The 26,939-nt window shown below is 74.9% G+C and carries 22 protein-coding genes; 11 read left to right on the top strand and 11 right to left on the bottom strand.

Annotated elements, in window-relative coordinates; all coding sequences use genetic code 11:
- The first annotated feature begins 32 nt into the window (after positions 1–32).
- The 8 genes from FB586_RS04150 (at position 33) to FB586_RS04115 (ending at position 8,645) form a co-directional block, all read left to right on the top strand.
- On the top strand, positions 33–977 hold the full coding sequence (locus FB586_RS04150) for a carbohydrate ABC transporter permease (protein ID WP_136518014.1): 945 nt from the start codon (positions 33–35) through the stop codon (positions 975–977).
- Positions 970–1,920, top strand: a complete 951-nt coding sequence (locus tag FB586_RS04145; RefSeq protein ID WP_136518013.1) for a carbohydrate ABC transporter permease — start codon at positions 970–972, stop codon at positions 1,918–1,920. Before FB586_RS04150 ends, FB586_RS04145 begins: the two co-directional genes overlap by 8 nt.
- Before the next feature lie 69 nt (positions 1,921–1,989).
- Positions 1,990–3,324 (top strand): ABC transporter substrate-binding protein, encoded by a 1,335-nt coding sequence (locus FB586_RS04140; RefSeq protein ID WP_136518012.1) that lies wholly within the window; start codon positions 1,990–1,992, stop codon positions 3,322–3,324.
- A 293-nt stretch (positions 3,325–3,617) separates the two neighbouring features.
- On the top strand, positions 3,618–4,781 hold the full coding sequence (locus tag FB586_RS04135) for a hypothetical protein (RefSeq protein WP_136518011.1): 1,164 nt from the start codon (positions 3,618–3,620) through the stop codon (positions 4,779–4,781).
- A gap of 63 nt (positions 4,782–4,844) precedes the next feature.
- The gene (locus FB586_RS04130; protein WP_136518010.1) at positions 4,845–5,372 is read left to right on the top strand and encodes a helix-turn-helix domain-containing protein; all 528 of its coding nucleotides are present in this window, start codon (positions 4,845–4,847) and stop codon (positions 5,370–5,372) included.
- 35 nt (positions 5,373–5,407) lie between these two features.
- Positions 5,408–6,538 carry a serine hydrolase domain-containing protein gene (locus FB586_RS04125; RefSeq protein ID WP_246036419.1) on the top strand — a complete coding sequence of 377 codons (1,131 nt, stop codon included), beginning with the start codon at positions 5,408–5,410 and terminating at the stop codon, positions 6,536–6,538.
- Positions 6,532–6,888: a hypothetical protein gene (locus tag FB586_RS04120; RefSeq protein ID WP_136518009.1), complete on the top strand. Its 357-nt coding sequence runs from the start codon at positions 6,532–6,534 to the stop codon at positions 6,886–6,888. Before FB586_RS04125 ends, FB586_RS04120 begins: the two co-directional genes overlap by 7 nt.
- 131 nt (positions 6,889–7,019) lie before the next feature.
- Positions 7,020–8,645, top strand: coding sequence for a methyl-accepting chemotaxis protein (locus FB586_RS04115; protein WP_136518008.1), 1,626 nt, complete (start codon positions 7,020–7,022; stop codon positions 8,643–8,645).
- A gap of 100 nt (positions 8,646–8,745) precedes the next feature.
- On the opposite strand, the gene FB586_RS04110 is transcribed toward FB586_RS04115, so the two are convergent.
- The 10 genes from FB586_RS04110 to lanKC form a co-directional block, all read right to left on the bottom strand.
- Positions 8,746–9,480 (bottom strand): hypothetical protein, encoded by a 735-nt coding sequence (locus tag FB586_RS04110; protein ID WP_136518007.1) that lies wholly within the window; start codon positions 9,478–9,480, stop codon positions 8,746–8,748.
- The gene (locus FB586_RS04105; RefSeq protein WP_222928268.1) at positions 9,477–9,872 is read right to left on the bottom strand and encodes an ArsR/SmtB family transcription factor; all 396 of its coding nucleotides are present in this window, start codon (positions 9,870–9,872) and stop codon (positions 9,477–9,479) included. The genes FB586_RS04110 and FB586_RS04105 overlap by 4 nt, the downstream gene beginning before the upstream one ends.
- Positions 9,873–9,909: 37 nt before the next feature.
- Entirely contained in the window at positions 9,910–10,782 is an 873-nt protein-coding gene (locus tag FB586_RS04100) for an ABC transporter permease subunit (protein WP_136518006.1), read from the bottom strand.
- Positions 10,779–11,531: an ABC transporter ATP-binding protein gene (locus FB586_RS04095; protein ID WP_136518005.1), complete on the bottom strand. Its 753-nt coding sequence runs from the start codon at positions 11,529–11,531 to the stop codon at positions 10,779–10,781. Before FB586_RS04095 ends, FB586_RS04100 begins: the two co-directional genes overlap by 4 nt.
- Complete coding sequence (locus FB586_RS04090; protein ID WP_136518004.1) at positions 11,528–13,309, bottom strand: ABC transporter ATP-binding protein; 1,782 nt, start codon at positions 13,307–13,309, stop codon at positions 11,528–11,530. Before FB586_RS04090 ends, FB586_RS04095 begins: the two co-directional genes overlap by 4 nt.
- A gap of 96 nt (positions 13,310–13,405) precedes the next feature.
- Positions 13,406–13,543 carry a hypothetical protein gene (locus FB586_RS19280; protein WP_168800444.1) on the bottom strand — a complete coding sequence of 46 codons (138 nt, stop codon included), beginning with the start codon at positions 13,541–13,543 and terminating at the stop codon, positions 13,406–13,408.
- Between the two features lie 34 nt (positions 13,544–13,577).
- Entirely contained in the window at positions 13,578–13,697 is a 120-nt protein-coding gene (locus FB586_RS04085) for a SapB/AmfS family lanthipeptide (RefSeq protein WP_136518003.1), read from the bottom strand.
- Positions 13,698–14,036: 339 nt separating this feature from the next.
- Positions 14,037–14,147, bottom strand: a complete 111-nt coding sequence (locus FB586_RS19695; RefSeq protein WP_246036499.1) for a class III lanthipeptide — start codon at positions 14,145–14,147, stop codon at positions 14,037–14,039.
- A gap of 35 nt (positions 14,148–14,182) precedes the next feature.
- The gene (locus FB586_RS19955; RefSeq protein ID WP_246036418.1) at positions 14,183–14,296 is read right to left on the bottom strand and encodes a SapB/AmfS family lanthipeptide; all 114 of its coding nucleotides are present in this window, start codon (positions 14,294–14,296) and stop codon (positions 14,183–14,185) included.
- A gap of 32 nt (positions 14,297–14,328) precedes the next feature.
- A complete protein-coding gene (gene lanKC / locus FB586_RS04080) occupies positions 14,329–16,986 on the bottom strand; it encodes a class III lanthionine synthetase LanKC (protein WP_136518002.1) in 2,658 nt (885 codons plus the stop codon).
- 326 nt (positions 16,987–17,312) lie between these two features.
- On the opposite strand from lanKC, the gene FB586_RS04075 reads away from it, so the two are divergent.
- From FB586_RS04075 to FB586_RS04065, 3 genes are read left to right on the top strand one after another with little or no spacing between them, the layout of a single operon-like run.
- Positions 17,313–18,557 carry a sensor histidine kinase gene (locus FB586_RS04075; protein ID WP_136518001.1) on the top strand — a complete coding sequence of 415 codons (1,245 nt, stop codon included), beginning with the start codon at positions 17,313–17,315 and terminating at the stop codon, positions 18,555–18,557.
- Positions 18,554–19,249 carry a response regulator transcription factor gene (locus tag FB586_RS04070; protein ID WP_136518000.1) on the top strand — a complete coding sequence of 232 codons (696 nt, stop codon included), beginning with the start codon at positions 18,554–18,556 and terminating at the stop codon, positions 19,247–19,249. Before FB586_RS04075 ends, FB586_RS04070 begins: the two co-directional genes overlap by 4 nt.
- Positions 19,246–21,381 (top strand): prolyl oligopeptidase family serine peptidase, encoded by a 2,136-nt coding sequence (locus tag FB586_RS04065; RefSeq protein ID WP_168800443.1) that lies wholly within the window; start codon positions 19,246–19,248, stop codon positions 21,379–21,381. Before FB586_RS04070 ends, FB586_RS04065 begins: the two co-directional genes overlap by 4 nt.
- A 204-nt stretch (positions 21,382–21,585) precedes the next feature.
- On the opposite strand, the gene FB586_RS20165 is transcribed toward FB586_RS04065, so the two are convergent.
- Complete coding sequence (locus FB586_RS20165) at positions 21,586–26,901, bottom strand: rhamnogalacturonan lyase family protein (protein ID WP_281276648.1); 5,316 nt, start codon at positions 26,899–26,901, stop codon at positions 21,586–21,588.
- Positions 26,902–26,939 lie beyond the last annotated feature (38 nt).

Genomic DNA, 26,939 nt, shown 5'->3' with positions numbered 1-26,939 from the left:
GGGTCACGCCGAGCACGAAGAGGTGATCGACGATGTCCGTGGTCTCCGAGCTGCGCCGTACGGCGCGCTCAGGCCCGAGCCGCGCCCCCGGGCGCGCGCCCCTGCGCCGCGGTGACGGACGCGCCGCTGCCGTCTTCCTCGCGCCCTGGTTCGCCGGCCTGCTGCTCGTCACGGTCGGGCCGATGGTGGCGTCCGCGTACCTGTCGTTCACCGACTACAGCCTGCTCTCGACGCCCGAGTGGATCGGCCTGGACAACTTCGCGCGGATGCTCGAGGACACGCGGCTGCACAACTCGCTGCGCGTGACCTTCACGTACGTGCTCGTCGGCGTGCCGCTGCAGCTCCTGGCAGCCCTGGGGCTGGCGCTCCTGCTCGACCGCGGCATGCGGGGCCTGCCGTTCTACCGGTCCGTGTTCTACCTGCCGTCGCTGCTCGGCGGGTCGGTCGCCATCGCGATCCTGTGGCGCCAGGTGTTCGGCGTCGAGGGCCTGGTGAACGCGTTCCTCGCGTTCTTCAACGTGCCGGGCCGCGGCTGGGTCTCCGACCCCGACACCGCGCTGTGGACCCTCGTGCTGCTGCACGTGTGGACGTTCGGCGCACCGATGATCATCTTCCTCGCCGGCCTGCGGCAGATCCCCACGATGTACTACGAGGCCGCGTCGATCGACGGCGCCGGGCGCGTGCGGCAGTTCTTCCACATCACGCTGCCGCTGCTGACGCCGATCGTGTTCTTCAACCTCGTGCTGCAGGTGATCGGCGCGTTCCAGTCGTTCACGCAGGCGTTCGTGGTCTCGGGCGGGACCGGTGGTCCCGCCGACTCCACGATGTTCTACACGCTCTACCTCTACCAGCGCGGTTTCACCGCCTTCGACATGGGCTACGCGTCCGCGATGGCGTGGCTTCTCGTGCTCATCGTCGCCGCCCTGACGGCGATCAACTTCTTCGCCTCCAAGTTCTGGGTCTTCTACGATGACTGAGGTCCGTGTGCGCACCGAACCGGCTCCCGCCACCCCCGCCCCGGCCGGCACGCTCGCCGACCGCACCCGGGCCCTCGCCGCCGAGGCGCCCGCCACCTCGCGGCGCTCGCCGTGGCCCGGACGCGTCCGGTCCGTGCTCAAGCACGCCGGGCTGATCGCCCTCGCCGTGGCGATGATCTACCCGCTGATCTGGCTGCTCGTGAGCTCGATCAAGCCGACGGAGATCATCTTCCGCGACCTGTCGCTGATCCCGGCGCAGACCGACTTCACGAACTACACCGAGGGCTGGAACGCGCTCGCCCGGCCCTTCGGCCACTACCTGATGAACTCGGCGATCATCGTGCTCGGATCGCTCGTCGGGAACCTAGTGGCCTGCTCGATGGCGGCCTACGCGTTCGCGCGGCTGGAGTTCCGCGGCCGCAAGCTGTGGTTCGCGATCATGCTCATGTCGATCATGCTGCCGATCCACGTGATCATCGTCCCGCAGTACATCCTGTTCTCGCAGGTGGGCTGGATCAACACGTTCTGGCCGCTCATCGTGCCGAAGCTGCTCGCCACGGACGCGTTCTTCGTGTTCCTCATGGTGCAGTTCTTCCGCGGCATCCCGCGGGAGCTCGACGAGGCCGCCCGCCTCGACGGCTGCGGCCACGGGCGCATCTACGCGCGGATCATGCTGCCGCTCGCGCTGCCGGCGCTCGCGACCACCGCGATCTTCACGTTCATCTGGACCTGGAACGACTTCTTCAGCCAGCTGATCTTCCTCACCAAGCCCGACATGCACACCGCGCCCGTCGCGCTGCGCACGTTCCTGGACTCCACGGGCCAGAGCTCGTGGGGCCCCATGTTCGCGATGTCGATCGTGTCGATCATCCCGGTCTTCCTCGCCTTCCTGTTCGGCCAGAAGTACCTGGTCAAGGGCATCGCCACGACCGGCATCAAGTAGCACCCGCACCACCCGCACCCTCCCCGCCCCTGCACGGACACCGCCGTCCTGCCCACCCCAAGGAGAGCCATGCGCACCCCCACCCCGCGTCGACGCCACCGCTTCCGCACCGGAGCGTTCCTGGCCGTCGGAGCCCTCGTCCTCACGGCCTGCGCCGGCAACTCCGGCGGCGACGCCGGCGGCGGCTCCACGGGCGGCGGCGGCGACTCCGACGAGCCCGTCACGATCCGCTGGTCGTGGTGGGGCTCCGACAGCCGGCACGCGCTGACCCAGGAGGTCATCGACGCGTTCGAGGAGAAGTACCCCCACATCACGGTCGAGGCCGACTACACCGACTGGACGAGCTACTTCGACAAGCTCGCGGTCGGCGTCGCGGGCGGCGACGCCCCGGACGTCATCACGCAGGAGGAGCGGTTCCTCGCCGACTACGCCTCGCGCGGCGTCCTGGCCGACATCAACGAGCTCGACGTCGACACCTCGAAGATCGACGACAACGTGCTCGCCTCCGGCACCATCGACGACAAGCTCTACGGCGTCGCCAGCGGCGTGAACGTCTACTCCGTCGTCGCCGACCCGCAGGCGTTCGCGGACGCGGGCGTGGAGATGCCGGACGACACGACGTGGACGTGGGACGACTACGTCGAGATCGCCAACGAGATCAGCACGAAGAGCGGCGGCACGATCCGCGGCGCGCAGGACTACGGCTTCAACGAGCCGGGCTTCTCGATCTTCGCCCGCCAGCGCGGCGAGCAGCTCTACACGGAGGACGGCACCCTCGGCTTCCAGCCGGAGACGATGGCCGAGTGGTGGCAGCACTCGCTCGACCTGCAGGCCGGCGGCGGCACGCCGGACGCGGCGACGTCGGTCGAGGTGGACGCCGGCGGGCCGGAGCAGTCGCTCATCGGCACGAACAAGGGCGCGATGGCGTGGTTCTGGTCGAACCAGCTCAGCGCGATCCAGAGCGCCTCAGGCCGGCCGCTGCAGCTGCTGCGCGTGCCCGGCGAGTCCGAGGGCGAGCGCACCGGCATGTACTTCAAGCCGGCGATGTACTACTCGATCTCGGCCCGCTCCGAGCACCCGGAGGCGGCGGCGCAGCTCGTCGACTTCCTGCTCAACGACGAGGCGGCCGGCGAGATCCTGCTGTCCGACCGCGGCCTGCCGGCCAACACCGACGTGCGCGCGGCGGTGCAGGACAAGTTCGCCGAGACCGACAAGCAGGCCGCGGAGTTCCTGGCCGACCTCGAGGACGAGATCGTCGACGGCCCCGCCGTGCCGCCCGTGGGCGCCGGTGAGGTCGCGGAGATCATCCGCCGCGTCAACCAGGAGGTGCTGTTCGGGTCGCTGACGCCGCAGGAGGCGGCCGAGCGGTTCGTGCAGGAGGTCGAGACCGCGATCGGCGGCTGACCGTCCCGGCCCACGGGCCTGACCAGGTAGGGACCGACGACGGCCCCGGTGCCCCGCGCACCGGGGCCGTCGTCGTGCGCGCGGGTCCCGCCGTGCGACGACCCCGGAGATCGTCAGCACGGGCGCCCGGAGGTGCTGACGATCTCCGGGTTCACCGGCCGCGGAGTCCCGGCTCCGGGTCCCGGCGCCCGCGGGGGATGCCCCCGGAGGGAGCCGGTGGCAGGCTCGTCGGCGGTCGGTCGGCGCGGCGCGAGGGCGACGTGCGGGTGGGGACGGAGGCGCTGGAGGTGCCCATGAGCGGGAGCGCCGAGCCCGAGAACGCCGAGCCCGACAGCACCGAGCCCGGGAGCGCGGAGCCCGAGGGCCCGGCGGCGGCCGCGTTCGCGTTCGCGAACGGGTTCGTCAACGTGGTCGCGACCCTGCCGACCGGCGCCCGCATCGCGACCGCGGGCCGCTGCGGCGGCATGTCGTACGCGTCGCTGGACCACCTGTGGGCGGGTGTCCCGGCGCCGCACTGGCCCGCACGCCTGTTCGCCCCGGGACGCGTGCCGCCGGACGGCCACCTGGTCGCCGACCTGCTGCAGCGCCGCCAGCTCGACTCGTTCCGCTCGTGGTCGGCGCTGCGGTTCCTCACGTGGTCGGTGCTCCCCGACGAGGACCGGCCGCCGCTGACCGGGGTGCGCTCGCTGACGTGGGCGGAGGTCCCGTCGGTGCTGCGGTCCCTGCACGCCGGCCGGCCGGTCGTCCTCGGGCTCGTCGTCGCCCGGGGCGTCCTGCGCTCGGGCGACAACCACCAGGTCGTCGCGCACCGGGCCGACCGCGACGCGTCGGGCCGCCTGCGCCTGCACGTGCTCGACCCGAACCACCCCGGCGAGGACGTCACGCTCGTGCCCGCGCCGGACGGCTGGGTGGGGTCCGACGGGCGCCGGTGGCGCGGGTTCTTCCGGCACGCGTACGCGTCGCGGCGCCCCCCGGAGCTGCCGGGTGCGTCGCGCCGGCCGTCGGCCGCGGTGCGCGCCGGGGACGCGCTCGGGCTGCTGCACGTGTGGAGCGGGCGTGCGCTCGCCGCGCACGGGACGGCGGCCGTCGTCGCCCCCGGGCCCGTCACCGCGTGGACGGTGGCGGCGGCGGACGACCCGGGCACGCGGCGGGACGAGGAGGCGGCCGGCCGGCGGCTGGGCGACGGCGACCGTGTGCGGCTCACGCGCACCGGCACGGGGCAGCGGCTGACCCTCGCGCCGAGCGGTCCGGCGCTGGCGCCGTACGCCGAGGACGTGTGGCGCGTCGACGTCGAGGGCGGCGGACCGTGGCGCGCGGGGTCCCGGGTGCGCCTGGTGCACACGGGGACGGGTCGCGCGCTGCGGGTGGAGCGGGGCCGCCCGGACCGGCTGCCGGTCGGCACGGGCGAGGCCGGCGACCGGGCGTGGTGGACGGTGGCGGAGCGACCGTCGCCCTGACCGGCGCGCTCCACGCCGACGCCACCCTTGCACGCGTCAGCGTGATTACGTAGTTTCGTACTCGTGCCCACCGATCCGTCACCCGCCGACGTCCGGACCCGGCTCGAGCAGCTCGAGCAGCGGGTCGCCGCCCTCGAGTCCGCGGCCGCGTCCACGGACGCCGCAGCCGACCAGGCACCCGCGGCCGACCCCGACGACCGCTTCTGGGCCCTGCACGCCCTGCGCCGCCTCGTCCCCGGCGACGGCGGGGTCCTGTTCGCGGGCACCGTGGAGACCGCCGACGGGCGGGCGGAGTGGCAGTGGGGCCGCACCACGGGCGACCTGCTGGACGCGGACTGGACGGCGCACGCGGCGGCCCTCGGCGCGCTCGGGCACCCGGTCCGGCTGGCCCTGCTGCAGGCCGTCGTCCAGGGCACGCGCACGGTCGCCGAGCTCACCGCGCGGGAGGACACCGGCACGTCCGGGCAGGTCTACCACCACCTGCGCCAGCTGGTCGCCGCCGGGTGGCTGCGCCACCACGGGGGCCGGTACCAGGTGCCCGCGGAGCGGGTCGTCCCGCTGCTCACGGTGCTCGCCGCCAGCGAGCGCTGACCACCACAGACGTCCACGACGCCCCGGAGGCCCTCGTGACCACACCGCCGTCCGCACCCCTGACCGCGCCGCCGCCGGCGCCACGCCCTGCCGGCCAGCCGAGCCGCCTGCAGGCCGTCGTGGCGGGCGCGCTCGCGCTGGTCGTCCTCGTGGTCGGTGTCCTGGTGCGCCCGCGCACGCCGACCCCGGACCCGCGGACCACGGGCGACCCGGCGCTCGCCGCGGCCCTGCGCGAGGCCGTGGCCGGCACGCCGGCGCACCGCCTCGCGGTCGCGCACGTCGAGGCCGGCACGGCGACGTTCGCCGGGCTCGGCGCCGACGAGAGCACCGTGTTCGAGATCGGGTCGGTCAGCAAGGGCCTGACGGGTCTGCTGCTCGCCGACGCGGTCGAGCGCGGCGAGGTGGCGCTGGAGGACCCGCTCGGTGCGCACCTGCCGCTGGACGGCGCGCCCGCCGCCGACGTCCGGCTCGGGTCGCTCGCGACGCACGCGTCCGGGCTCCCCCGCATGCCGGGCGGCCTCGCGATGGCGGCGCGCAGCATCTGGTCGGGCGTCAGCGGCGCGAACCCGTACGGCGGCTACGGCGTCGACGCGCTCGTGGCCGCCGCGCGCGACGCCCGCGTGGGCGACCCCGGCCCCGAGTACTCCAACCTCGGTGCGGCCCTCGCCGGGCAGGCGCTCGCCGCGGCGGCCGGCACGGCGTGGCCGGACCTGCTGCGCGCACGCCTCACCGGGCCGCTCGGCATGGACGCCACGACCGCGCCGACGCGCACGCCGGCGGACGACCCGCTCCTGGCGGGCACCGACGCGTCCGGCCGGTCCCACGCCCCGTGGGTCATGGACGGCTTCGCGCCTGCCGGCGGGGTGCGGTCCACCACGGGCGACCTCGCCCTGCTGGTGCAGGCGCTCCTCGACGGCACCGCGCCCGGCACCGACGCCCTCGAGCCGCGCGCCGACCTGGACGAGGACCGCATCGGCCACTTCTGGGTCACGAGCACCACGTCCGACGGGCGGACGGTGACGTGGCACAACGGCCGCACGGGAGGGTTCGCCGCGTGGGTCGGGCTGGACCGGGAGGCCGGCCGCGGCGTCGTGGTGCTGTCCGACGTCTCCGCCTCCGTCGACGAGGTGGGCCTGCGCCTGCTGGAGGAGGGACCGACGTGGTGATCCTCGCGTGGACGACCGTCCTCGTGCCCCTGCTGCTCGTCGCCTCGTGGGCGTGGCAGACCTGCCGCAGCCCGGAGCGACCCGGCGGGCCGGGCGACCGGGCGGCACTGGTCACGGGCGTCGCGGAGGCGGTGGCACTGGTCGCGCTCGCCCGTGCGCTGACCCGGTGGGAGGCCGTGCCGGACGTGCTGTGGTTCGCGCTCGTCGCGCTCGTCGCGGCCGGGGTGGTGGGGACGGTGCGCCGCTGGCCGGGCCTGCCGGGCCTCGACCCGGCGCGGCCGGGCCGCCGCCGTGCCGCGCTCGTGACCGAGCTCGCGGTCGCGGCGGTGCTGGTGGCCGTCACGCTGTAGGCGCTAGGGCCGGCCCCGCCGGGGGTCCGTGCGCGCGTGACCCACGCCCTACCGCGGAACCGTCACGGGGTCCGACGTGCGTCCGATGGGAGGGGTGATCACCCGGATGCACCACCCGAAGGAGAACCCCGATGACGAGTGCGAGCACCGCCGAGGCGGCCCCTGGCAGCCGCGGGCGCCGGAGCTGGAGCTGGACCATCGGGCGACGCCTCGCCGCCGGCTACGCGCTCGTGCTGGTGCTGATGGCGGCCGTCGGGTACGAGTCCTTCACCAACACCCGGGAGCTGGTCACGAACAGCGGCTGGGTGGAGCACACGCACGAGGTGCTCAGCGGCACGGACGCGGTGCTGTCCTCCCTCAAGGACGCCGAGACCGGGCAGCGCGGGTACCTCATCACCGGTGAGGACGACTACCTCGGCCCGTACACCGAGGCACGGACCGCCGTGGCGGAGCACCTCGAGACCGTCCGGGACCTGACGAGCGACAACGCGGTGCAGCAGGAGCGCCTGGCCGAGCTCCAGCCGCTCGTCGCCGCCAAGTTCGACGAGATGCAGCAGACGATCGACGTGCGCTCCGAGCAGGGGTTCGAGGCGGCCGCGGCGATCGTGCTGTCCGACGAGGGCAAGGTCGTGATGGACGAGATCCGCGGTCTGCTCGACGAGATCCGCGCCGACGAGGAGGCGCTGCTCACCGAGCGCGCCGCGACCGCGGACGCCACGGCCGACACCACCGCGGCCGTCGTGGTCGGCGGCACGCTGCTCGCGGTGCTCCTCGTCCTCGGCCTCGCGACGTACCTCACGCGCGGCATCACGCGTCCCATCAACGCGCTGACCGAGCGCCTGCGGGAGATCGCCGACGGCGACGGCGACCTCACGCAGCAGGTGGACGAGTCCCGCCGGGACGAGATCGGCGCGCTCGCGCGGGTCTTCAACCGGTTCGTGGGCAACATCGCGACGCTGGTCCGCCAGATCGGGGACACCGCGTCGACCTCGTCCGCCGCCGCCCAGGAGCTCGCCGCCGTCGCCGCCGAGATGACGCGGCAGTCGACGGACGGCGCCCGGCAGGCGGAGACCGCCGCCGCGGCCGCCGAGCAGGTCTCCTCCAACGTCCAGACCGTCGCGGCCGCGAGCGAGCAGATGGGCGCCTCGATCCACGAGATCGCCCGCAGCGCGTCGCAGGCGAGCGACGCCGGCCGGACCGCGGTCGCCACGACCGACGAGGCGAACGCGACGATCAGCCGCCTCGGCGAGTCGTCCGCGGCCATCGGCGACGTCGTCGCGCTCATCAGCTCGATCGCGGAGCAGACCAACCTGCTCGCGCTCAACGCGACCATCGAGGCCGCGCGGGCGGGCGAGGCCGGCAAGGGCTTCGCCGTCGTCGCCGGCGAGGTGAAGGAGCTGGCCCACCAGACCGCTCAGGCGACCGGCGACATCACGGCCCGGATCACGCAGATCCAGGCCGACGTGCAGGTCGCGGTCGGCGCGATCACCACGACCACCGAGGTGATCGGCCGGGTCAACGACCACCAGAGCAGCATCGCCGGCGCGGTCGAGGAGCAGAGCGCTACGACGTCCGCGATGGCCGGCAACGTGGCGGAGGCGGCGATCGGGGTCACGACGATCGCCGACAACGTCCGGTCGATCGCGCAGAACGCGCAGTCCACCGCCGGCAGCGTCAGCCAGGTGCGGTCCGCGGCGGAGGAGCTGGCGCGCAACTCCCAGCACGTCGACGAGCTCGTCGGACGCTTCACGGTCTGACCCGCGCGTCGCCGGCGCCGGACGCACGGAACCCCGGCACCGGCGAGGTGGGGACCGACGCGGCCCCGGTGCTCCGGCACCGGGGCCGTCGTCGTCCCGCTCAGCGGTCGTGCGACGGGCGCCGGGGCGTCAGCGCGCCGAGCCCGGCGCGCAGCACGACCTGGCCGAACGCGACCGCCGTGCCGACCACGGCGACCACCGGCGCCCACGAGGCTCCCGCGCCGGCGGCGACGGCGGTCACGGCGCCGGCCAGGACGAGGAGGAGCCCGGCCGTGCGGTAGGCCGGCCCCTGTGCCGCGCGGAAGCCCTCGGCGCGTCCCGAGAACCGCCCGCCGGGTGCGGCGAGGGGCAGGCCGACGCCGAGTGCGACGAGCAGCAGCCCGAGCGCCACCCCCATGGCACGGTCGAGCGGGAACGGCTCCCCCGTGTGCATCGCGAGCACGCCGAGGTGCAGCACGACCGTGACGGGCGCGAGGCCCGCGAGCGTCCAGCCGAGCACGCGACGGGCTCGTTCGGGCGAGCGGTCCTGGGCCAGCGGCGTGCGGCCGAGCAGCCGCTGGTCGAGCCCGGGCACGACCGCGAACAGGGCGGTGAGGACGACGAGCGTGGCGGGCAGCAGGGCCGCCGACACCTCCCGGGGGACGACGCTCGCGCCGTGCCGGCCACCGGCCTCGCGCGTGACGACCTCCGCCGCCATGTCGGGCCACGCCAGCACGGACGCGACGACCATGACGGGGACGGCGACGGCGACCAGCGCGGCCCCCGGCCACGGGGTCCGCCACCACGGGCCGGGGTCCTGCGGTACGGCGCGGTCTGCGTGCGGGTGCTCGGTCATCGGTCCCCCTGCGGGTCGGGCACGGCCGCGGCACCGGGGTGCGGGTCGGTCGCGTGCGGGTCCGTGGCGTGCGGGTCGGTCGCGTGCGGGTCGGTCGCGGCGTCGGCGCGCTCCGGGCGCAGCCCGTGCAGCAGGAGGATCGCCTCGTCGAGGACGGTCATCTGCAGCCGGTACTGGATCTCGGTCCCACGCCGGCGGGTCTCGACGAGACCCGCCGCGCGCAGCATGCGCAGGTGCCCCGACAACGTCGAGGGCCCGATGCCGAGCGCGTCCCCGATGTCGCCCGCCCGCACGAAGTCGCGAGCGCGCAGGTGACGCAGGATGTCCCGGCGCGAGCGGTGCGCCAGCGCGGCGAACACGCTCTCCTCGCCTTCTCCGTTGTTTCGCGACACACCGAAATACTACGCCGCGCCGCCCCAACGCGCACGGTCAGCCGCGGACGGGCACGTCCGTGCGCTCCGTGCGCCACCACGCCGCCCCGACGAGCACGACGGCCCACGCGAGCAGGATCCCGAGCGCCGTCCCGGGCGGCAGCGCGCCCTCCGGCAGCACCTGCGGGCCCGCCGCAGGCAGCGCGACGGCGTCCGTGACGAGGCCGAACGGCAGCGCGTCGGCGACCGTGACGCCGTCCACGAGGAGCGCCAGCAGGGGCCGCACGCTCGACTCGAGCACGGCGACACCCGCGACGACCCCGATCGCCACCCCGGCCGACCGGACGAGGAACGCCAGGCCGGCGGCAGCGGCCGTCACGAGCACCAGCGCCACCACCCCCCGTACCCACACGCCGGCCAGCTCCGCCGCGCCGAGACGCAGCCCGACGCCCTGCAGACGCGCACCGAGCAGCAGCACCAGGCCCCGGGCCACGGCGAGCACGGCGCCCGCGGCGACCACCGGCACGACGAGGCCGACGAGCGAGGCCCCGACGACGCGCCCGCGGCGGGGCTCGGCGAGGAACGACGCCACCACGGACCCGCGGCGGAACTCGTTGCCCACCACGAGCGCGGCGACCACCGCGGCCAGCACGGCGCCCACCGCGAGGCCGGTGCCCGCGCCGCCCGTGAGGTCCGCCGCCGCGAGCTGGACGCCCACCTGGTCGAGACCCAGCTGCGCGCGCTGCTCGGCCGTCATGCGGTCCGCCTCGGTGGCGTTGGGCACGACGTCGTTCAGGCCGATGAGCGCGTCGACGAGCAGGGGCAGCGTCACGAGCAGGAGGGCCTGCCCGACCAGGACCACGCCGGCGACGACGGCCACCACGCGCGCGGCGCGCGAGAAGCGGACCCGCAGGAGGGCGCCCCGGATCATGCCGCACCCCCGCCCGCGCGGACGTCCGGCACGCGACCGAGCACGCGCAGGTAGAACGCCTCCAGGCCGTCCGGCCCGACGAGGTCCTGCAGGAGCCCGGCGGCGACCACCCGGCCGCCGTCGATCACGACGAGGGCGTCGACGACGCGCTCGAGCTCGGCGAGCTGGTGGCTCGTGAGCAGGACGGTGCCGCCGGCGGCCGCGAACCGGCGCAGGAGGCCGCGCAGCCACACCACCGCCTCGGGGTCCAGCCCGTTCGCCGGCTCGTCCAGCACGAGCACCCGCGGGTGCGCGAGCAGCGCGCCCGCCACGCCGAGGCGCTGCCGCATGCCCAGCGAGAACGTGCCGATGCGCCGCCGCGCGGCCTCGGCCAGCCCGACCTCGGCCAGCACCTCGTCCACGCGCGCGACCGGCACGCCGCGCTCGGCCGCGAGCACCCGCAGGTGCTCGCGCGCGGTGTGCCGCGGGTGCAGGCCCAGGTCCTCGCCCATCGCGCCCACCACCGACGGCTCCGGCAGCTCCCGGTACGTGCGCCCCTCGACGGTCGCCGTGCCCTCGTCGGCCGCGGCGAGGCCGAGCAGCACCCGGACCGTGGTGGACTTGCCCGAGCCGTTGGGTCCCAGCAGCCCGACGACCGTGCCGTGCGGCGCCACGAAGGTCACGCCGTCGAGCACCGTGCGGCCGTCGTACCGCTTGACGAGGCCGCGCACGGCCACCGCCTCCGCCGTCACGACGCCGCCGGCGCTCATGCCGCCTCCGTGACGAGCCGGTCGTCGAGCGCGACGTCGCCGAGCTGCGGGCACGCGCGCCGCACGTGGTCCCACGACTCGTACGCGGTGACGACGCCCTCGTCGACGACGAGGACGCGGTCCGCCGTCCGGACCGTCTCGGGCCGGTGCGTGACCGTCACGACGGTGCGGTCCCGCCCGTGCTCGGCGAGCAGCTCGGTCATGAGCGCCTCCGTGCCCGGGTCGAGGTTCGACGTCGGCTCGTCCAGCAGCACCAGCCGCGCGGGCGACAGGAGCACGCGGGCCCACGCGAGGCGCTGGCGCTGGCCGCCGGACAGCGTGACGCCCGCCTGCCCGAGGTCCGCGTCGAGGGCCTGCGCGGACCGCTCGACGAGCTCCGCCAGCCCCACCCGCCGCAGCACGTCGACGAGCGCGGCGTCGTCCAGGTCCGTGCGGCCCATCGTCAGGTTCTCGCGCAGGGTGCCGGTGAGCACCGCGGGGTCCTGCGGCACGTACGCGATGCGCGCGCGGGCGGCGCGGCGACCCAACGCGTCCAGCGGCACGCCGTCCAGCAGCACCTCGCCCGCGTCGGGCTCGTAGAAGCCCTCGACGAGCTCGATGATCGACGTCTTCCCGGAGCCCGACCGCCCGACCACGGCCACCTTCTCCCCGCGGCGCACGCGCAGGCTCACGTCGCGCAGGACCGGACGCCCCGGCTCGTACGCGAGGTCGACGTGGCGCAGCTCGAGGTGCACGTCGTCCGCCGGCTCCGGTGCGGGCCCCGGCCGGTCGGCGGCGTCGCCGGCCGGGTCGTCGGGCTCCATCGCGTCGAGCTCGTGCAGCCGCGCGAGGGCCGCGCGGCCGATCTGCAGCTGCGTGAACGCCTGGCTGAGGGTGGAGACCGGCACCACCATCAGCACCATGTACATGACGTAGGCGAGCAGGCCGCCCAGGCCCAGCGGCCCGTCGGCGACGCGCGCCGCGCCGACGACCACGACGATGACGAGCGCGGCCTGCATGCACAGGTTGACGGTGGGCTGGACGAGCGCGACGAGCCGCGCGAGGCGCAGGCTGGCGCTCCACATCTGCCCGGACCGGAGCTCGACGGCGCGCTCCTCGACGTCCTCCGCGTTGAAGGCCTTGACGGTGCGGATGCCGGCGAGCGTGCGCTCGAGAGCCGCGGCGAACGCGCCCGTGCGCTCCTGGACCTCCAGCGACGTCTCGCGCGCGGTGCGGCCGACGAGGGCGACGAGCAGGCACGCGATCGCCACGACGCTCACCGTGACCAGCACGAGCAGCGGGTCGAGCGCGACCATGAACCCGACGATGCCGACCAGGGTGACGAGCGCGCCCGCGACCGGCACCAGCCCGGCGGCGACCATGAGGCGCACGAGCGCCGTGTCGGACACGGCGCGCGCGAGCACGTCGGCGGTGTTGGCCCGGTCGTGCTCCTCGACGCTCGCCCGCAGCAGGGTGCGCACGACGCGGGCGCGCAGCAGCCGGGCGCACGTCTCCGACGCACGCTGGGTGACGTAGCCCTGCAGGCCCGCGGCGACGGCCGCCACGACGGTCACCACGGCGAGCCACACGAGCGTGCCCGCCGCGGGCCGACCGGCGATGAGGCCGTCGACGGCGCTCTGCACGAACCGCGGCTGCACGACCGTGAGCACGGCGACCACCACGGACAGCAGCAGGGCGAGGCCCAGCAGGCCTCGCTGCGGGCGGACGACGCGCCACACGAGCGCGTAGGGCAGCCCGGCACGGTCCTGCACGGCAACGGGGGTCGGGGTGGTGGTCATCGCGGCACCTCGCACGTCGGGCGATAGATTCGGGGGGTCGCACCGCCCGCCTTCCGCGCGGGCGGTGCGACCTGGTGAGGGCTCGGCCGGCTCGGCTCAGCCCAGGCAGAGCGCGACGCTGGCCACGCTGAGCGAACAGATGCTGCAGCTCGCGAAGCTCACGAGGTTGCAGCTGCGCACGTCGTCGGCCTCGACGACCGGCGCGGCCTCCTGCAGGTTGAGGACGTAGTTCATCGGTCACTCCGTTCGGTGGTGGTGGTCGGTGGTGTCAGCACCAGAAGGCGCTGACCGTGCTGCCGCACAGCGCGATGCTGATCGTGCTGCCGATGCTGCGTGCGGCGTCGTTCGACTCCGTGTCGAACGACTGCAGGTCGAGGACGAAACCCATCTGCTTCCCTCCTCTCGCTTCCCCGAGGCGGCGCGGGCGCCGCACGGACGTCTGCGGGCACCGGTCGGTGTCAGCAGAAGAGGAGGCTGAGGGTGCTCGGGCAGAAGCTCTGGCTGAGCACGCTCAGAGCTCGGGTGTCGTCGTCCTGCTCGGAGCGACCCTGCAGGTCGAGGACGAACTGCATGCTCAGCAGGCCCCGATGCTCAGCGTGCTGGCGCACCCGATGATGCTCCAGCTGCTGATCCAGCGGCGGTCGTCGCCGGCGTCGTCGGTGGCGTGGTGCTGCAGTGCGAGGACGAAGTTCATGGCGTTCGGTACCTCCAGGACGGTGGGAGCACCTCAGCAGCCGAAGATGCTGCCGGTGCTGAAGCAGAAGAACCAGCTGTTGGAGCTGGGAGCGCGCGTGGTGCCCTCGTCGGCCGACAGCCGCTGCAGGTCCAGCACGTACATGGGTCTCACCTCCTTCCGGGCGTGCAGGGTGGGTGTCAGCAGAAGAACCAGCTCGTGGTGCTGTAGCAGAGCCAGTTCGAGGTCGTGCTGATGTCGCGCGACTGCTCGCGGTCGGTGGCCGAGCCCTGCAGGTCGAGGATGTAGCTCACGTCGTCACCTCCCTCCTCTCCGGTCGTCGTGGCTACGCGGCGGCGCTGACGTCCTGCGCCGCCGGGTAGAGCGGGTCGAGGCCGAGGAGCGGGACCGCGGACGACCACGACGCGCCGGCGAGCCGCCGGGCGTAGGCGTCCAGCACGTCCTTCACGCCCGCCGAGCCGCTGCCCCAGTCCGTCGACAGGCGCATGACCTGCTCGCCGGGGAAGTGCACGCCCGTGCGGTGCACGACCGCGTACGTCCCGAGCTGGTCGACGTGCCGCGCCAGGTCGTCGGCGGCGCGTGCGCTCGCGCGGCCGGCGTCGAGCAGCCGGCCGAGGAAGGTGACGAACCCCGCGCGGCCGTTCAGGAGGTTCGACTGCACGACGAAGTCCGGGCGGACCGCGCGCTCGATGCCCGCGAGCGCCTCCGCCCACCCCGGCCGCTCGACGTGCTCGAGCGCTCGCAGCAGGACCAGGCCGACGCCCGTCGAGCCGCTCGCCACGTAGGGCAGCGTGCGCCACCCCTCGTTGAGCTGCAGGCTGTCGTCCGCGCACGGCACGCACAGCGCCAGGTCCTGCTCGAGCGCCCGCACCGCGCGGTCCAGGTCCTCCCGCCCGCCGAGGACCTCGTGGCTGCGCAGCCAGAACAGCGCCTGCCCCGTCAGCCCCCACAGCAGCCCGCCGCGGCCCGTCTCGACGGTCGGCACGCCGTCGACGTCGCGGATGTGCGCCGCAGGCCGCTCGAGCCGCGCGGCGAGCTCGGTGCGGATGCGGTCGAGGGCCGGCCGCACGGCCACCGCGTCGCCGTGCTGCGCCTCCTCGAGCAGGAAGCAGCCGATGCCGGCCAGCCCGCCGTAGAGGTCGGACGTCAGCAGCTCGAGCCGCACGTCGGCGACCTGCGCGACGAGCCGGTCCGCGACGTCGTCCCGCCCGAGCCGCCGCGCGGTGTACGCGATGCCGGCGAGGCCGTCGTAGAAGCCCGGCGGCACCGGCGTCGGACCCTCGAGACCGTCGAGCACCCAGTCGAGGACGTCGTCCTGCGCCTGCGCCGCGCCCGGCGCGGCGAGCAGGACGCCGCAGGCGCCGTGCGCGAGGCCCAGGCCGTTCTCGGTGAACTGCCGGATGTCGCCGGGGAACGCCCGGTCGCGACGCGACAGGTCCAGGTTCTCCCACACGCCGCGCGAGATCTGCTCGGAGATGACCGCGAGCCCCGCCTGGGAGGTGTCCCAGCGGTGCACCACCTCGCGCGTGCGCTGCGCCCGCCGGCTCACGCCGCGCCCCGGGGCGTCGACCGCGGCGTCCCGCAGGATCCGCGCGCAGTACTCGTCGTCGAGCTCGAACGTCTCCTGCACGCGCGCCACGAGGTGCTCCAGCTTGCGCTCGTCCAACGGCAGCAGGACCGTCAGCGGCAGCAGGAGGCCCAGGCGCAGGCACGCGAGCGAGTAGAGGTCCGCGCGCACGCCCGTGCGCCCGTCGGGCGGCATGTAGCCCGGTGCACCGGCGGCGGCGACGTCCGTCTCGTCGACGCCGTAGGCCATCTCGAAGTCGATGAACCGTACGGCGCCGTCCGGGGCGACGATGAGGTTGTTGGGGTGCAGGTCGCCGTACACGACGCCGCGCTCGTGGAAGAGGGCGACGGTCCGCTCCACCTGCTCGACGACGTCGAGCACCCAGTCGCGGTAGGCGAGGCGGTCGGCGCGGGTCTGGTCGCCGCGCACGAGCGGCGTGCGCATCACCATCTCCTTGTTGAGCGTGCGTCCCTCGACGAGCTCCTCGACGAGGAAGTGGTGCCCCGACTCGACGAGGTGGTCGCGGAACCGGACCACCGCCGGCACGTCGGCGAACCGCCGCAGCAGATCGACCTCGCGCTCGAGCCGCTGCACCGCGTCCCGGCCGTCGGGGCTCAGGCCGGCGTGCGGCCGCGCCTCCTTGAGCACCACCGTGTCGCCGTCCGCGAGCGAGCGCGCCTTGTAGATGCCGCCACCGTTGGAGAAGTGGAGAGCCTCGGTGACCTCGTACGGGAAGGAGTCGGGCCGCTCCGCCGAGCCGAGCCGGGCGATCTGCTCGCGCACGAAGTCGGGCAGCTCGACCCACGCGGGCGGCCGGAAGACCGGTGTGCGCTCGTCGGGCACCAGCGTGCCGTCGGGCGCGAGGATCGCCGGCACCAGCTCGTCGGACGCGCTGCGGACCAGGTCGAGCGCGAAGCCGCCGTAGCGCACGTACAACGGGCCGGCGTTCCACCGCAGGTCGCTGAGCACGTACGGGCCGTCGGCCCCGCCGATCCGGGCGTCGAGGTCCTCGAGGACGCGGCGGCACTGCGCGTCGTCGCGGGGGTAGACGGTGATGAACTTGCCGCTGCCCCCGCGTGCCGCGTACTTGACGTTGCTGCGGACCAGGTCGACCGACGTCGGCAGGTGCTTGAACGGGACGCCGTGCTCGTGGCAGTACGCCGACACCTCCGTCAGGAGGTGCTGCGCGTTCGCGGCGGTGGCCGAGCAGTGGATCTTCCACCCCTGCCGCGGCAGCTGCGCCTCGCGCGGCATGACGTGCAGCCACCCGCCCTGGACCTCGCGCTGCCACCCCGACCAGTCGCGCGCGTCGTCGACCCGGTAGGCGCGGACCGCGGTGGCACCGCCGAGCCGCGCGACCGGCAGGTCGTAGAACTTCGGGTCCGCGTAGCAGTACTCCAGGTACTTCGTGTCCACCGCACGCTCCTCGGCTCGTCCGTCGGCTGCCCGCCGACGCGACGATTCGTAACGACAGGGCCGGGAGGGGTCAACGGTCGGTCGGTCGCCCGTCCGCCGCGCCGGCCGGGCGCGTCGGGGCGTGCCCGCACACGTCGCCGCAGGTCGCGACGCCCGGCGGCCCCGGTGGCCGGTGCCGCGGGCCGCCGCGGGCGCTCCGACCAAAGAACGAGTCGCCGCTTCCCCCTGCGATGGATGCGTTACACCCGCCGTCGCTGCCAGACTGGCGTCGCGGCGGGCGGAGCGGCCCGCCGCGACACGAGGACGCTCGGCAGGGGGAGCCAGGCATGGCCGTGCTCGACGAGAGCACGTCGGCGCGCGCCGGCGCACCGCGCGGCGCGTCCGGACGCACGTGGTTCGCGCCGGTCGTCGGCGGTGCGACGGTGGTGTGGTGCGTGCTGGGCGTCCTCGTCACGGCGCGCGCCGGCACCGGCCCGCCGCCGACCTCGCAGGCCGCGCAGGTCGCGGTCGCGGTCGTCGTGGCCGCGGTGCAGGGCACGGCGCTCACGTGGCGGCGCACGCGCCCGGTGCTCGGCTTCGTCGTCACCCTGCTCGCGACGTGCGTCCTCATGGTCGCCACCCACGACCGGGCGGTCGCCGTCACGCCGGCCTACCTGGCCGCCGTCGCCGCCCTCGCGCTGCACGCCCGCGGGGCGCGGCTCGTGGTCGCCGTGCTGGCGGGCGTCGTCGTGGAGGCGACCATGCAGTTCGTCCTGCTGCTGCGGCACGGGTCCATCAGCCTGGCCAACCCCTACGACTTCGCCGGCCCGCTGCTCAACGTCCTCATGACGTACACCGCCTGCCTCGCGGCCGGGCAGCTCGTCCTCGCGCACCGCCACCGCGCCGCGGGCATGCTCGAGCAGGTCGCCCGGCTGGAGCGCGAGCAGGAGGCGGCCGCGCAGGAGGCCGTGCTGTCCGAGCGCCGCCGCATGGCGCGCGAGCTGCACGACGTGACGGCGCACCACCTCACGGCCATCGTCGTCCAGGGCCGCGTCGCCCGGCTGCGCGCGGAGGACCCGGCCGCGCGCGACGAGGCGCTCGAGTCGATCGTGGCGCACGGCCTGCGCTCGCTCGCGAGCCTGCGCCAGATCGTGGCGATCCTGCGCTACTCGGACGAGATCGACCGTCCGCCGCAGCACGAGATCGGCGACGTGCCGGCCCTGCTGCGCGACGTCGACCACGTGCTCGGGCGCACGGAGGTGCACGTCGACGGCGACCTGGACGACCTGCCCGACGCCGTCCACCTGGCGGCGTACAGGATCGTGCAGGAGTCCGTCAGCAACGTCGCCCGGCACGCGCCGCACGCCGACGTGCGGGTCGCGGTCCGCCGCCGGGGCGCCGACGTCGAGCTCGAGGTCGTCAACTCACCCAGCACGCACGCCCCGTCCACCGACGGCCAGGGCCTCGGCCTGACGGGCATGCGCGAGCGCGTCGAGCTCCTCGGCGGCTCCCTGCGCGTCGGCCCGACCGTCGACGGCGGGTGGCGCGTCCACGCACTCCTGACCCCCAGCCTGAGGGAGGCACCCCCGTGATCCGCGTGCTCGTCGCCGACGACCAGCCACTCATCCGGTACGGCCTGTCCGTGTACCTCGACCAGGCCGACGACATCGAGGTCGTCGGCCTGGCGGAGTCGGGCCGCGACGCGGTCGAGCAGGCGCGCCGCCTGCGGCCGGACGTCGTGCTCATGGACGTCCGCATGCCCGAGGGCGGCGGGTTGCGAGCGACGCGCACGCTGCTCGCGCCGGAGTCGCCGCACCGCCCGAAGGTCGTGGTCATGACGACCTTCGACGTCGACGAGTACATGTTCGCGGCGCTCGACATGGGCGCCTCGGGGTTCTTCCTCAAGGACGCCGACCCCGCCGAGATGGCCGGTGCGGTGCGTGCCGTCGCCGCCGGCGGCTGCGCGGTGTCGCCCTCGCTCGCGCCGCGGCTGTTCCACGAGTTCGCCCGCCGGCGCACGAGCCGGCCCGCGCGCGCGGAGCACCCGCTGTCCTCGCGCGAGGTCGAGGTCGTCGAGCAGCTCGCCCGCGGCGCGTGCAACCGGACGATCGCGTCGACCCTCGGCCTCGAGGTGTCGACGGTCAAGGCCCACATCAGCAACATCGGCGGCAAGCTCGACCTGCAGGGTCGGCTCCAGATCGTCATCTGGGCGTTCAGCAACGGGCTCGTCTCCGCCGACGCCGGCTCCGTGCCGGCCTCCGACCGCCGCCGGGAGGCCTCGTGACCGCAGGACCCGCCGCCACGACGGCGCTCCCCGTGCCCGCCGGTACGGCCGCCCCGACCGGGGCGCCACCCGTGGCCGAGCCGCGACCAGGTGCGCGCACCGTGCACGGCACCACGTGGGACGACCCCTACGAGTGGCTGCGCGGCACGCCCGAGCTCGACGCGCTGCTCGACGCGGAGACGCTGCACGCCGAGGCCGCACTCGCCCCGCTCGACGCCGAGGTGTCCGCGCTCGTGGAGGCCGCCGGACGCGAGCTCGTGACGTCCGAGCTCGGCTTCCCGCAGCGCCGCGACGGGCGCTGGTGGGCCCCCGCGGTGCGCCCGGGCGCGCGCTACCCGCGGCTGCTGGCGCTGCGCCTGCAGGGCGCGGACGGGGCACGGGTGCCGTCGGCCGCCGAGGTCGAGGAGCACGGCGAGGTGGTCGTGGACCTCGACGCCCTGCTCGGGGACGCGACCGTCGTGCTCGGGACCGTGCAGGTCAGCCCCTGCGGGCGGTACGTGGCCTGGACGCAGGACGCGACGGGCGGCGAGACGTTCACGGTGCGCGTCGCGCGCGTCGGGTCGCAGGACCCCGCGGAGGTCCGGACCGTCGCGGACGGGACGGCACCCGGCGTGCTGTTCGACGCGACGGGCGACCGCCTGCTCGTCGTCGGCCACGACGACGGGGGACGGCCGGCATCGGTGCGGGTGCACGCCGTGGCCGCGCCCGAGGACGGCACGGTGCTGCTCGACGAGCCGGACCCGACCCGCCGCGTACGCGTCGAGCTGACCACGTCGGGTGCGTTCGTGGTGCTGACGAGCGCGTCCCGGGACGCGGGCACGTGCGCGGTCCTGCCGGCGGACGACCTGACGGGCACGCCGCGGCCCGTGCCCGCCGATCCCGGGACCACCACGGTCGCGCACGTGGTCGTCGCCGGCGCCGACCACCTCCTCGTGACCACGACGGCCCCCAGCGGGCAGACCTCGTGGCTCGCGCCCGTACGGGACGGCGGACCCGCACCGCGCGACGTGTGGACGCAGGTGCTGCGCAGCGGACCGGAGGAGGCGGTGTCGCCGCCGCTGGTCCTGCGCGACCACGTGCTCGTCGGGCGGCGCGAGACCGGGCGCGACGCGTTGCACGTCGGCACGTGGGCGGACGGTCCGCGCCTCGAGCTGCGCCCAGTCGCCCCCGTCGCCTCGGTGGGCGTGCGACTCGCCGTGCAGCCCGAGTGGACGGACCGGCACGTCGTCGTGCAGCTCGCGTCGTACGTGCGCCGGCCGGCGGCGTACCGCGTCGACCTCGACGCGCCGGACGTGCCGCCGAGTCGCGTCGCGGGCCCGGCCGACGACGCCGACGACTACGTCGAGCGCCTGGAGTGGGCCACCGCGGCGGACGGCACGCGCGTGCCCGTCACGCTCGTCGCGCGGCGCGACCTCGCCGGTCCCGCGCCCACGTACCTGACCGGGTACGGCGCGTACGGCGCCGTGCTGGGGCCCACGTACAACCCGATGCTGCGGCACCTGCTCGACCGGGGCGTCGTCTACGCGGTCGCCCACGTGCGCGGCGGCGGCGAGCTCGGGCGGGCGTGGCACACGGCGGCGCGTGGTGCGGACAAGACGCGCAGCTTCACGGACCTGCTCGACTGCCTGGACCACCTCGTCGCGTCGGGCACGACCGACCCGGACCGCGTGGTCGCCGCGGGCGGCAGCGCCGGCGGCCTGCTCGTCGGCGCGGCCCTCAACCTCGCGCCCGAGCGGTTCCGCGGTGCCGTCCTCGACGTGCCGTTCCTGGACCCGCTCACGTCGATGCTCGACCCGGGCCAGCGCCTCACCGTCAGCGACCGGCTCGAGTGGGGCGACCCGGTCGCCGACCCGGAGGCCTTCGCGACGATCCGCGCGTACTCGCCGTACGAGAACGTCCCGCCGGGCGCACGCTGGCCGGCGGTCCTGGTCACGTGCCGCCGCGCCGACCAGCGGGTGGGGGCCGTCGAGGCGGCGAAGTGGGTGCAACGGGTCCGTGCCACCACGACCGGCGGCCCCGTCCTGCTGCGCGCGCTCGCCGGCGGGCACACCGGGTCGCCCGAGTGGCGCGAGAACGTGCGCAAGCTCGCGCTCGACCACGTGTGGGCCGGCCGGCTGCTCACCGCGCGCTGACCTCGCCGGGCAGGGCGCCCGGACCCGGGGAGGCCGACGGCCGGCAGGTCGCCCGGCGAGCGTCCCGCATGCGGGGACGTCCCACGACGGCACGGACGGCCCGGCAGGGGGCCGGGCCGTCCTCGGGGCGGCCGTCGGGGAGGGTGGGGCGACGTCCGCGCCGGGCGGGCGGGCGCCGAGCGGCCGGCGCCCACCCGCCCACGGTCACCGACGGACGGTGACCGTGATCGTGCGGCTCTCGGTCACGCCGGCGGCGTTCTCGAGCTCCGCGCGGTACTCGTACCGCCCGGGCGCGCGCCCCGTGAGCGGGGTGGCCGCCCGCTGTGCCTCCCGGCCGTTCGCGGTGAGCTCCTGGGTGTCCACCAGCTCGCCGTCCTCGTAGAGCCGGTACGTGGTGGCGTTGGTGCCCCACCACATGTTCATGGTGACCGTGTACCGCCCGTCGCCGTCCCAGTTGTCGTGCGACAGCACGGGCGTCCCGGGCCGCGCCCGGTCGACGACGACCGTCACCGGCGCCGTCGTGGTCGACCCGTGCTGGTTCGTCAGGACGGCGGTGTAGACGTACCGGCCGTCCTTCCTGCCGTCGAGGTCGAACGAGGCGGACTGCGCGGCGGGCGTCGCGTCGACGAGGTCCCGCGCACCGACCGGCACGCCGTCCTCGAGCAGCTCGACGCGCTGGGCGTTCTGCCCCCACCACAGGTTCACCGTGACGCGGTAGGCGCCGTCGCCGTCCCAGTTGTCGTGCGAGACGGCGGCCTTGCCGGGCACCGTCGTCGCCGGCCCGGGCACGCGCTCGCCCGGCCCGGTGTCCTCGCCCGTGTAGGCGATGGAGGGCGCCGGCGGCGTCGCCATGCCCTCACCGAGGAAGTACGACGTGTGCGGCGGCTGGTTGTACGACGTGTTCTGCCACGCGACCCCGAGCCGGTACACCGGGTCGGAGGTGAGCGTGCGCAGCCGGTGGTCCGTCAGGTCGACGGTCGTGGCGATCCGCAGCGCCGAGGAGTCCTCGAGCCGCGTCACGACCTCCTCCCGCCAGTCGCCGAGCAGGTCGGCCTGGAGCGTGGGGTTGCCCTTGGTGTCGTTCACGCTCAGCGTCCCCGACGCCCGGTAGACCTCGACCTCGGTCTCCTCCTCCCAGTCCCACTTCGAGATGGTCGGGACGCCCTCGCGGGTCTCCTCGGTCCAGTCGTGGTCGAGGATCTCGCGCAGCAGGTCGCCGTCCCACCAGGTGAGGAAGTTCGCCGCGGGGATGCGCTCGGAGATCAGCTCCCCCGACGCGGACCGGAGCTGGCCGGTGCGGGCGTTCCACTGGTTGGTGCCGATGGCCCAGCCCTCGGCGCCGTCGTGGCGCGGGTCGATGTCGCCCATGGCGGCCCGGCCCGTGTCGACCGTGGCCGGGATCGACCACAGCACCTCACCGGTCGCGGCGTCGCGGTACGTGGCGCCCCGGTTGCCGGAGGACCCCATCGACTCGTGGGCCGCGAACACCTCGAGCCCCGGACGCGACGGGTCGAAGTCGGAGACGTGCATGGCGTCCCCGTGGCCGAGCCCGGTGGTGTACAGCGGCTCGCCGTCGTCGTCGACCGTCATGGACCCGAAGACGATCTCGTCCTTCTGGTCGCCGTCGACGTCCGCCACGGACAGGTTGTGGTTGCCCTGGCCGGCGTACTCGTCCCCGACGACGTCGGAGTCGAAGACCCACCGCTGCGTCAGCGAGGCGCCGTCCCAGTCGTAGGCGGCGATCACCGTGCGCGTGTAGTAGCCGCGGCTGAACACCACCGACGGACGCTCCCCGTCGAGGTACGCGACCCCGGCGAGGAACCGGTCCACCCGGTTGCCGTACGCGTCGCCCCACGCACCCACGTCACCGCGCGGCGGCGTGTAGTCGACGGTGTCGAGCGCGGCGCCGGTGGCCCCGTCGAACACGGTGAGGAACTCCGGCCCGGTGAGCACGTACCCGCTGGAGTTCCGGTGGTCCGCCCGCGGGTCGCCGATCACCGTGCCGGCCCCGTCGACCGTGCCGTCGGCGGTCTTCATGACCACCTCGGCGCGGCCGTCGCCGTCGAGGTCGTACACCTGCACCTGCGTGTAGTGGGCGCCGGCGCGGATGTTCGGGCCCAGGTCCACGCGCCACAGACGCGTGCCGTCGAGCCGGTACGCGTCGACGTACACGGTGCCCGTGTAGCCCGCGCGGGAGTTGTCCTGCGCGTTCGTCGGGTCCCACTTGAGCACGACCTCGTACTGGCCGTCGCCGTCGAGGTCGCCGATGCTCGCGTCCCCGGCCTTGTAGGAGTACGGCTGGCCGTCCTTCGTGTACGCGTCGGCGGGCTTGTCGAGCGGCACGTCGAGGTGCTGCTGGTCCCACACGCCGAACTCGGCCGTGGCCCAGCGCTCGATGCCGTCGACGACCGTGCTGACCCGGTAGGTCGCGTCGGCCGTGCCGTCGGCGTCGAGCACGTTGGTGCTGCCGGTGACGGGCTCGCGCGTGATGCGCGTGCCGTCCCGGTAGACGTGGAACGGCAGGTCCTGCGGGTCCAGGCCCAGCAGGCGCCAGCCGACGTAGACGCCCTCGTCGGTGGCGACGGCGACCGGCGCGCGGTCGAGCCGCTCGGACTGCCGCACGAGCGTCGTGACCGCCTCCGAGGACACGGTCGCCGCCCGCGCGGACTCCCCACCCGCGTTCACCGCGGCCACCTGGTAGTGGTACGGCACGGTGGTGAGGACGTCCGTGTCGTCGTACCCGGCCTCCGTGGCGCGGCCGACGAGCGCGTACGGGCCGCCCAGCGTCTCGCTGCGGTACACGTGGTAGAACAGCGCACCCTCGACCGGCTCCCACGCGAGGCGCACGAGGTTCTTGTCCGTCGCGGCGACGTGCACACCCGTGGGCGCGTCCGTCACCGGGACGTCCTCGTCCACCGTCGTCACGGCGAGGACGTCGGTCGGGACCGACTCCAGGCCCGTGGGGTCGAGCGCGACGACGTAGTACCGGTACGCCACGCCGAGGTCGGCCGTGGTGTCCGTGAACGCCGCGGTCGTGACGTCACCGACCGCCCGCGGCTCCTTCTCGCCCGTCGCCTGCCGGTACACCCGGTAGCCGTCGGCGTCGTCGGTGCCCGTCCAGGTCAGGTCGACCGCGACCGCGGCCCCCTCGACGCGCACGTCGCCCGCGAGCGTGGACGGCGCGAGCAGCAGCGGCGTCACCTCGACGCCGTTGAGGCGCGAGGACGAGCCGGTCATGACGAGCGTGAGCTGCCCGTCGGTCACGGCGACCGGCTGGCTGACCTTCTCCGAGACGGCGCCGCGCCCGGCGTTCGACGCCCCGAAGTCCCGGCCCTCGAGCTGGACGTTCGAGCGGCTCGTGCCGATCCAGTCGCCGTTGTGCGTCTTCACCGCGTACGTGCCGCGGGGCAGGTCGACGACGAACGTGTGCTGCGGGCCGGGCAGCAGGAAGTCGCGCTGCAGGTCGTTCGGCGGCGGCGTGAAGGCCACGCCGCGGTCGCGCCCGGCCATGCCGGTCGGGTCGAGCCAGCCCCAGCCGGTCTCCGGGGTGTAGACCGACCGCTCGTTCACCTCGGTGTAGCCCGGCATGACGGGGGCACCGGCGATCTGCACGTCGAAGCGGAACAGCGCGTCCCGCGTCGTGACCCGTACGGGCTGCGAGGGCGCCGAGTCGCCGCGGCCGTTGGAGGCCACGACGCGCAGGTCGTACGACCCGCCCTCCGCCAGGCCCGTGACGGCGGCCTGGGGCAGCGTCGACGTCGCCGCGAGCGTCCAGGCGTCGTCACCGGCGTCGGCGGCCTTGCGGAAGACCTTGTAGACGTCCGCGCCCTCGACCGGCGCCCACGTCAGCTGCACGCCGGAGCTCGACACGCTCCCCGCGACGACGCCCGTGGGCGCGGCGGGCACGGCGGCCGGCGGCTCGGCCGCCTCGACCTCGTCCGCGAGCGGGAGGTCGAGCATGGCCAGGTCGGCTGCGACGAGCCGCGCCATCTGGATCGCGCCGTACTCCTGGAAGTGGGTGTCGTCGACCGTGCCCGACGGCCGGTTCGGGTACACCCCGGCGGGCACGTGCAGGAACACGCTCTTGGCCGCCTCCGGCCCGATCTCGTCCAGGTACGCCCGGCTCGACGCGGACAGGTCGACCAGCGGGGTGCCGGTCTCCGCCGCGAGCCCGGCGGCCGCCTCGACGTAGTCGGGGAAGGACACGTGGAACCGGCCCGTCTCGGCGTCGAACGCCCGGCGGGACACGGGCGTCACGAGGATCGGCGTGGCGCCGCGCTGGCGGGCGCCGTCGACGAAGGTCCGCAGGTAGTTGCGGTAGTCGGCGGGTGCTGCCCACCGGTCGTCCACGCCGTAGGAGTTGTCGTTGTGCCCGAACTGCGCGACGACGTAGTCGCCCGGCCGGACCTGGCGCAGCACCTCGTCGAGGCGGCCCTGGCTGATGAAGTTCTTCGCCGACCGGCCGCCGATCGCCTTGTTCTGGACCGTCACGTCGTCCGACAGGTACCGGTCGATCATCTGGCCCCAGCCGGCCTGCGGCGCGTAGTCGGCCGTGTACGTCTGGACGGTCGAGTCACCGGTCACCCAGAGCGTCGGCTCGCTGCCCGGCGTGCGCTCGGCCTGCCGGGTGATCACGAGCTGGTTGAGCTTGGCCGCCGTGCCGGCGAGCTCGAGGTTGAGCTGGCCGTCGACGAGCGCGACGTCGAACTGCATCTCGAGGTACTGGCCCGCGGGCTTCGCGGTCTGCTGGACCTTCGCCATGCGCTCGACCGTGATCGCGACGTCCGTCGGCTCCTGCGCGTCCCCGGCGACGAGGCCCACCGTGTAGTCGCCGTCCGGCAGGTCGACGACGAGCTCGGTGTCGCCGACGGTGACGAAGTCGGACCGCACGGCGTCGTCTCCCCCGCGATCCGTGCCGGTCACCTGCGACGGGTCGACGAAGCCGATGCGCTGGTCCTGCGAGTACGCCGTGGTGGCGTCGACGCGGACCGCCCCGGGGGCCAGGGCGCCCGGGCCGAGGTCGATCGTCAGCACGCCGCTCTCGGGGAACGTGGGCTCGGTGCCCTCCCCCGCGAGGCTGCTCACGGCGGCCGCCGACGGCGCGGAGAGGCCGTCGGCGCCGATCGCCCGGACCCGGTACCAGTGCGTCCGGGCGGTGTCGACGGCGTCGGTCGTGTGGACCTCGCGCTGCCCGGTGCGGGCGATCTCGGCGTACGTGCCGTCGAGGGCGTCGGCGCGCGTCACGACGTAGCCGGTGGCGCCGGGGACCTCGTCCCAGCGCAGGGTCACGGCGCCCGGCACGACGTGCGCCATGCGGACGGACTGCGGTGCGGGCAGGGAGCCGACGGGCTCGTCGGCGGGGGCGGTGGTGGGCTGCGGGGCGGGGTCCGCCGTGGCGGCGTGCGCCGGCACGGCGCCGGCGAGCAGCAGGGCCAGCGCGGTGGCGGCACCGGCGGCGACGGCGGGCGGTCGGGTACGGGGGCGGCGGGTCCGGTCGTGGGCCCGTGCGGGTCGGGACATGGTCACCTGTCGTCTCGTCGTTGAAACGTGGGGGCGGT

Source organism: Cellulomonas telluris (assembly GCF_004886325.1).
Classification (GTDB): Bacteria; Actinomycetota; Actinomycetes; order Actinomycetales; family Cellulomonadaceae; genus Cellulomonas; species Cellulomonas telluris.
This window is presented reverse-complemented; position numbering and strand designations above follow the sequence as displayed.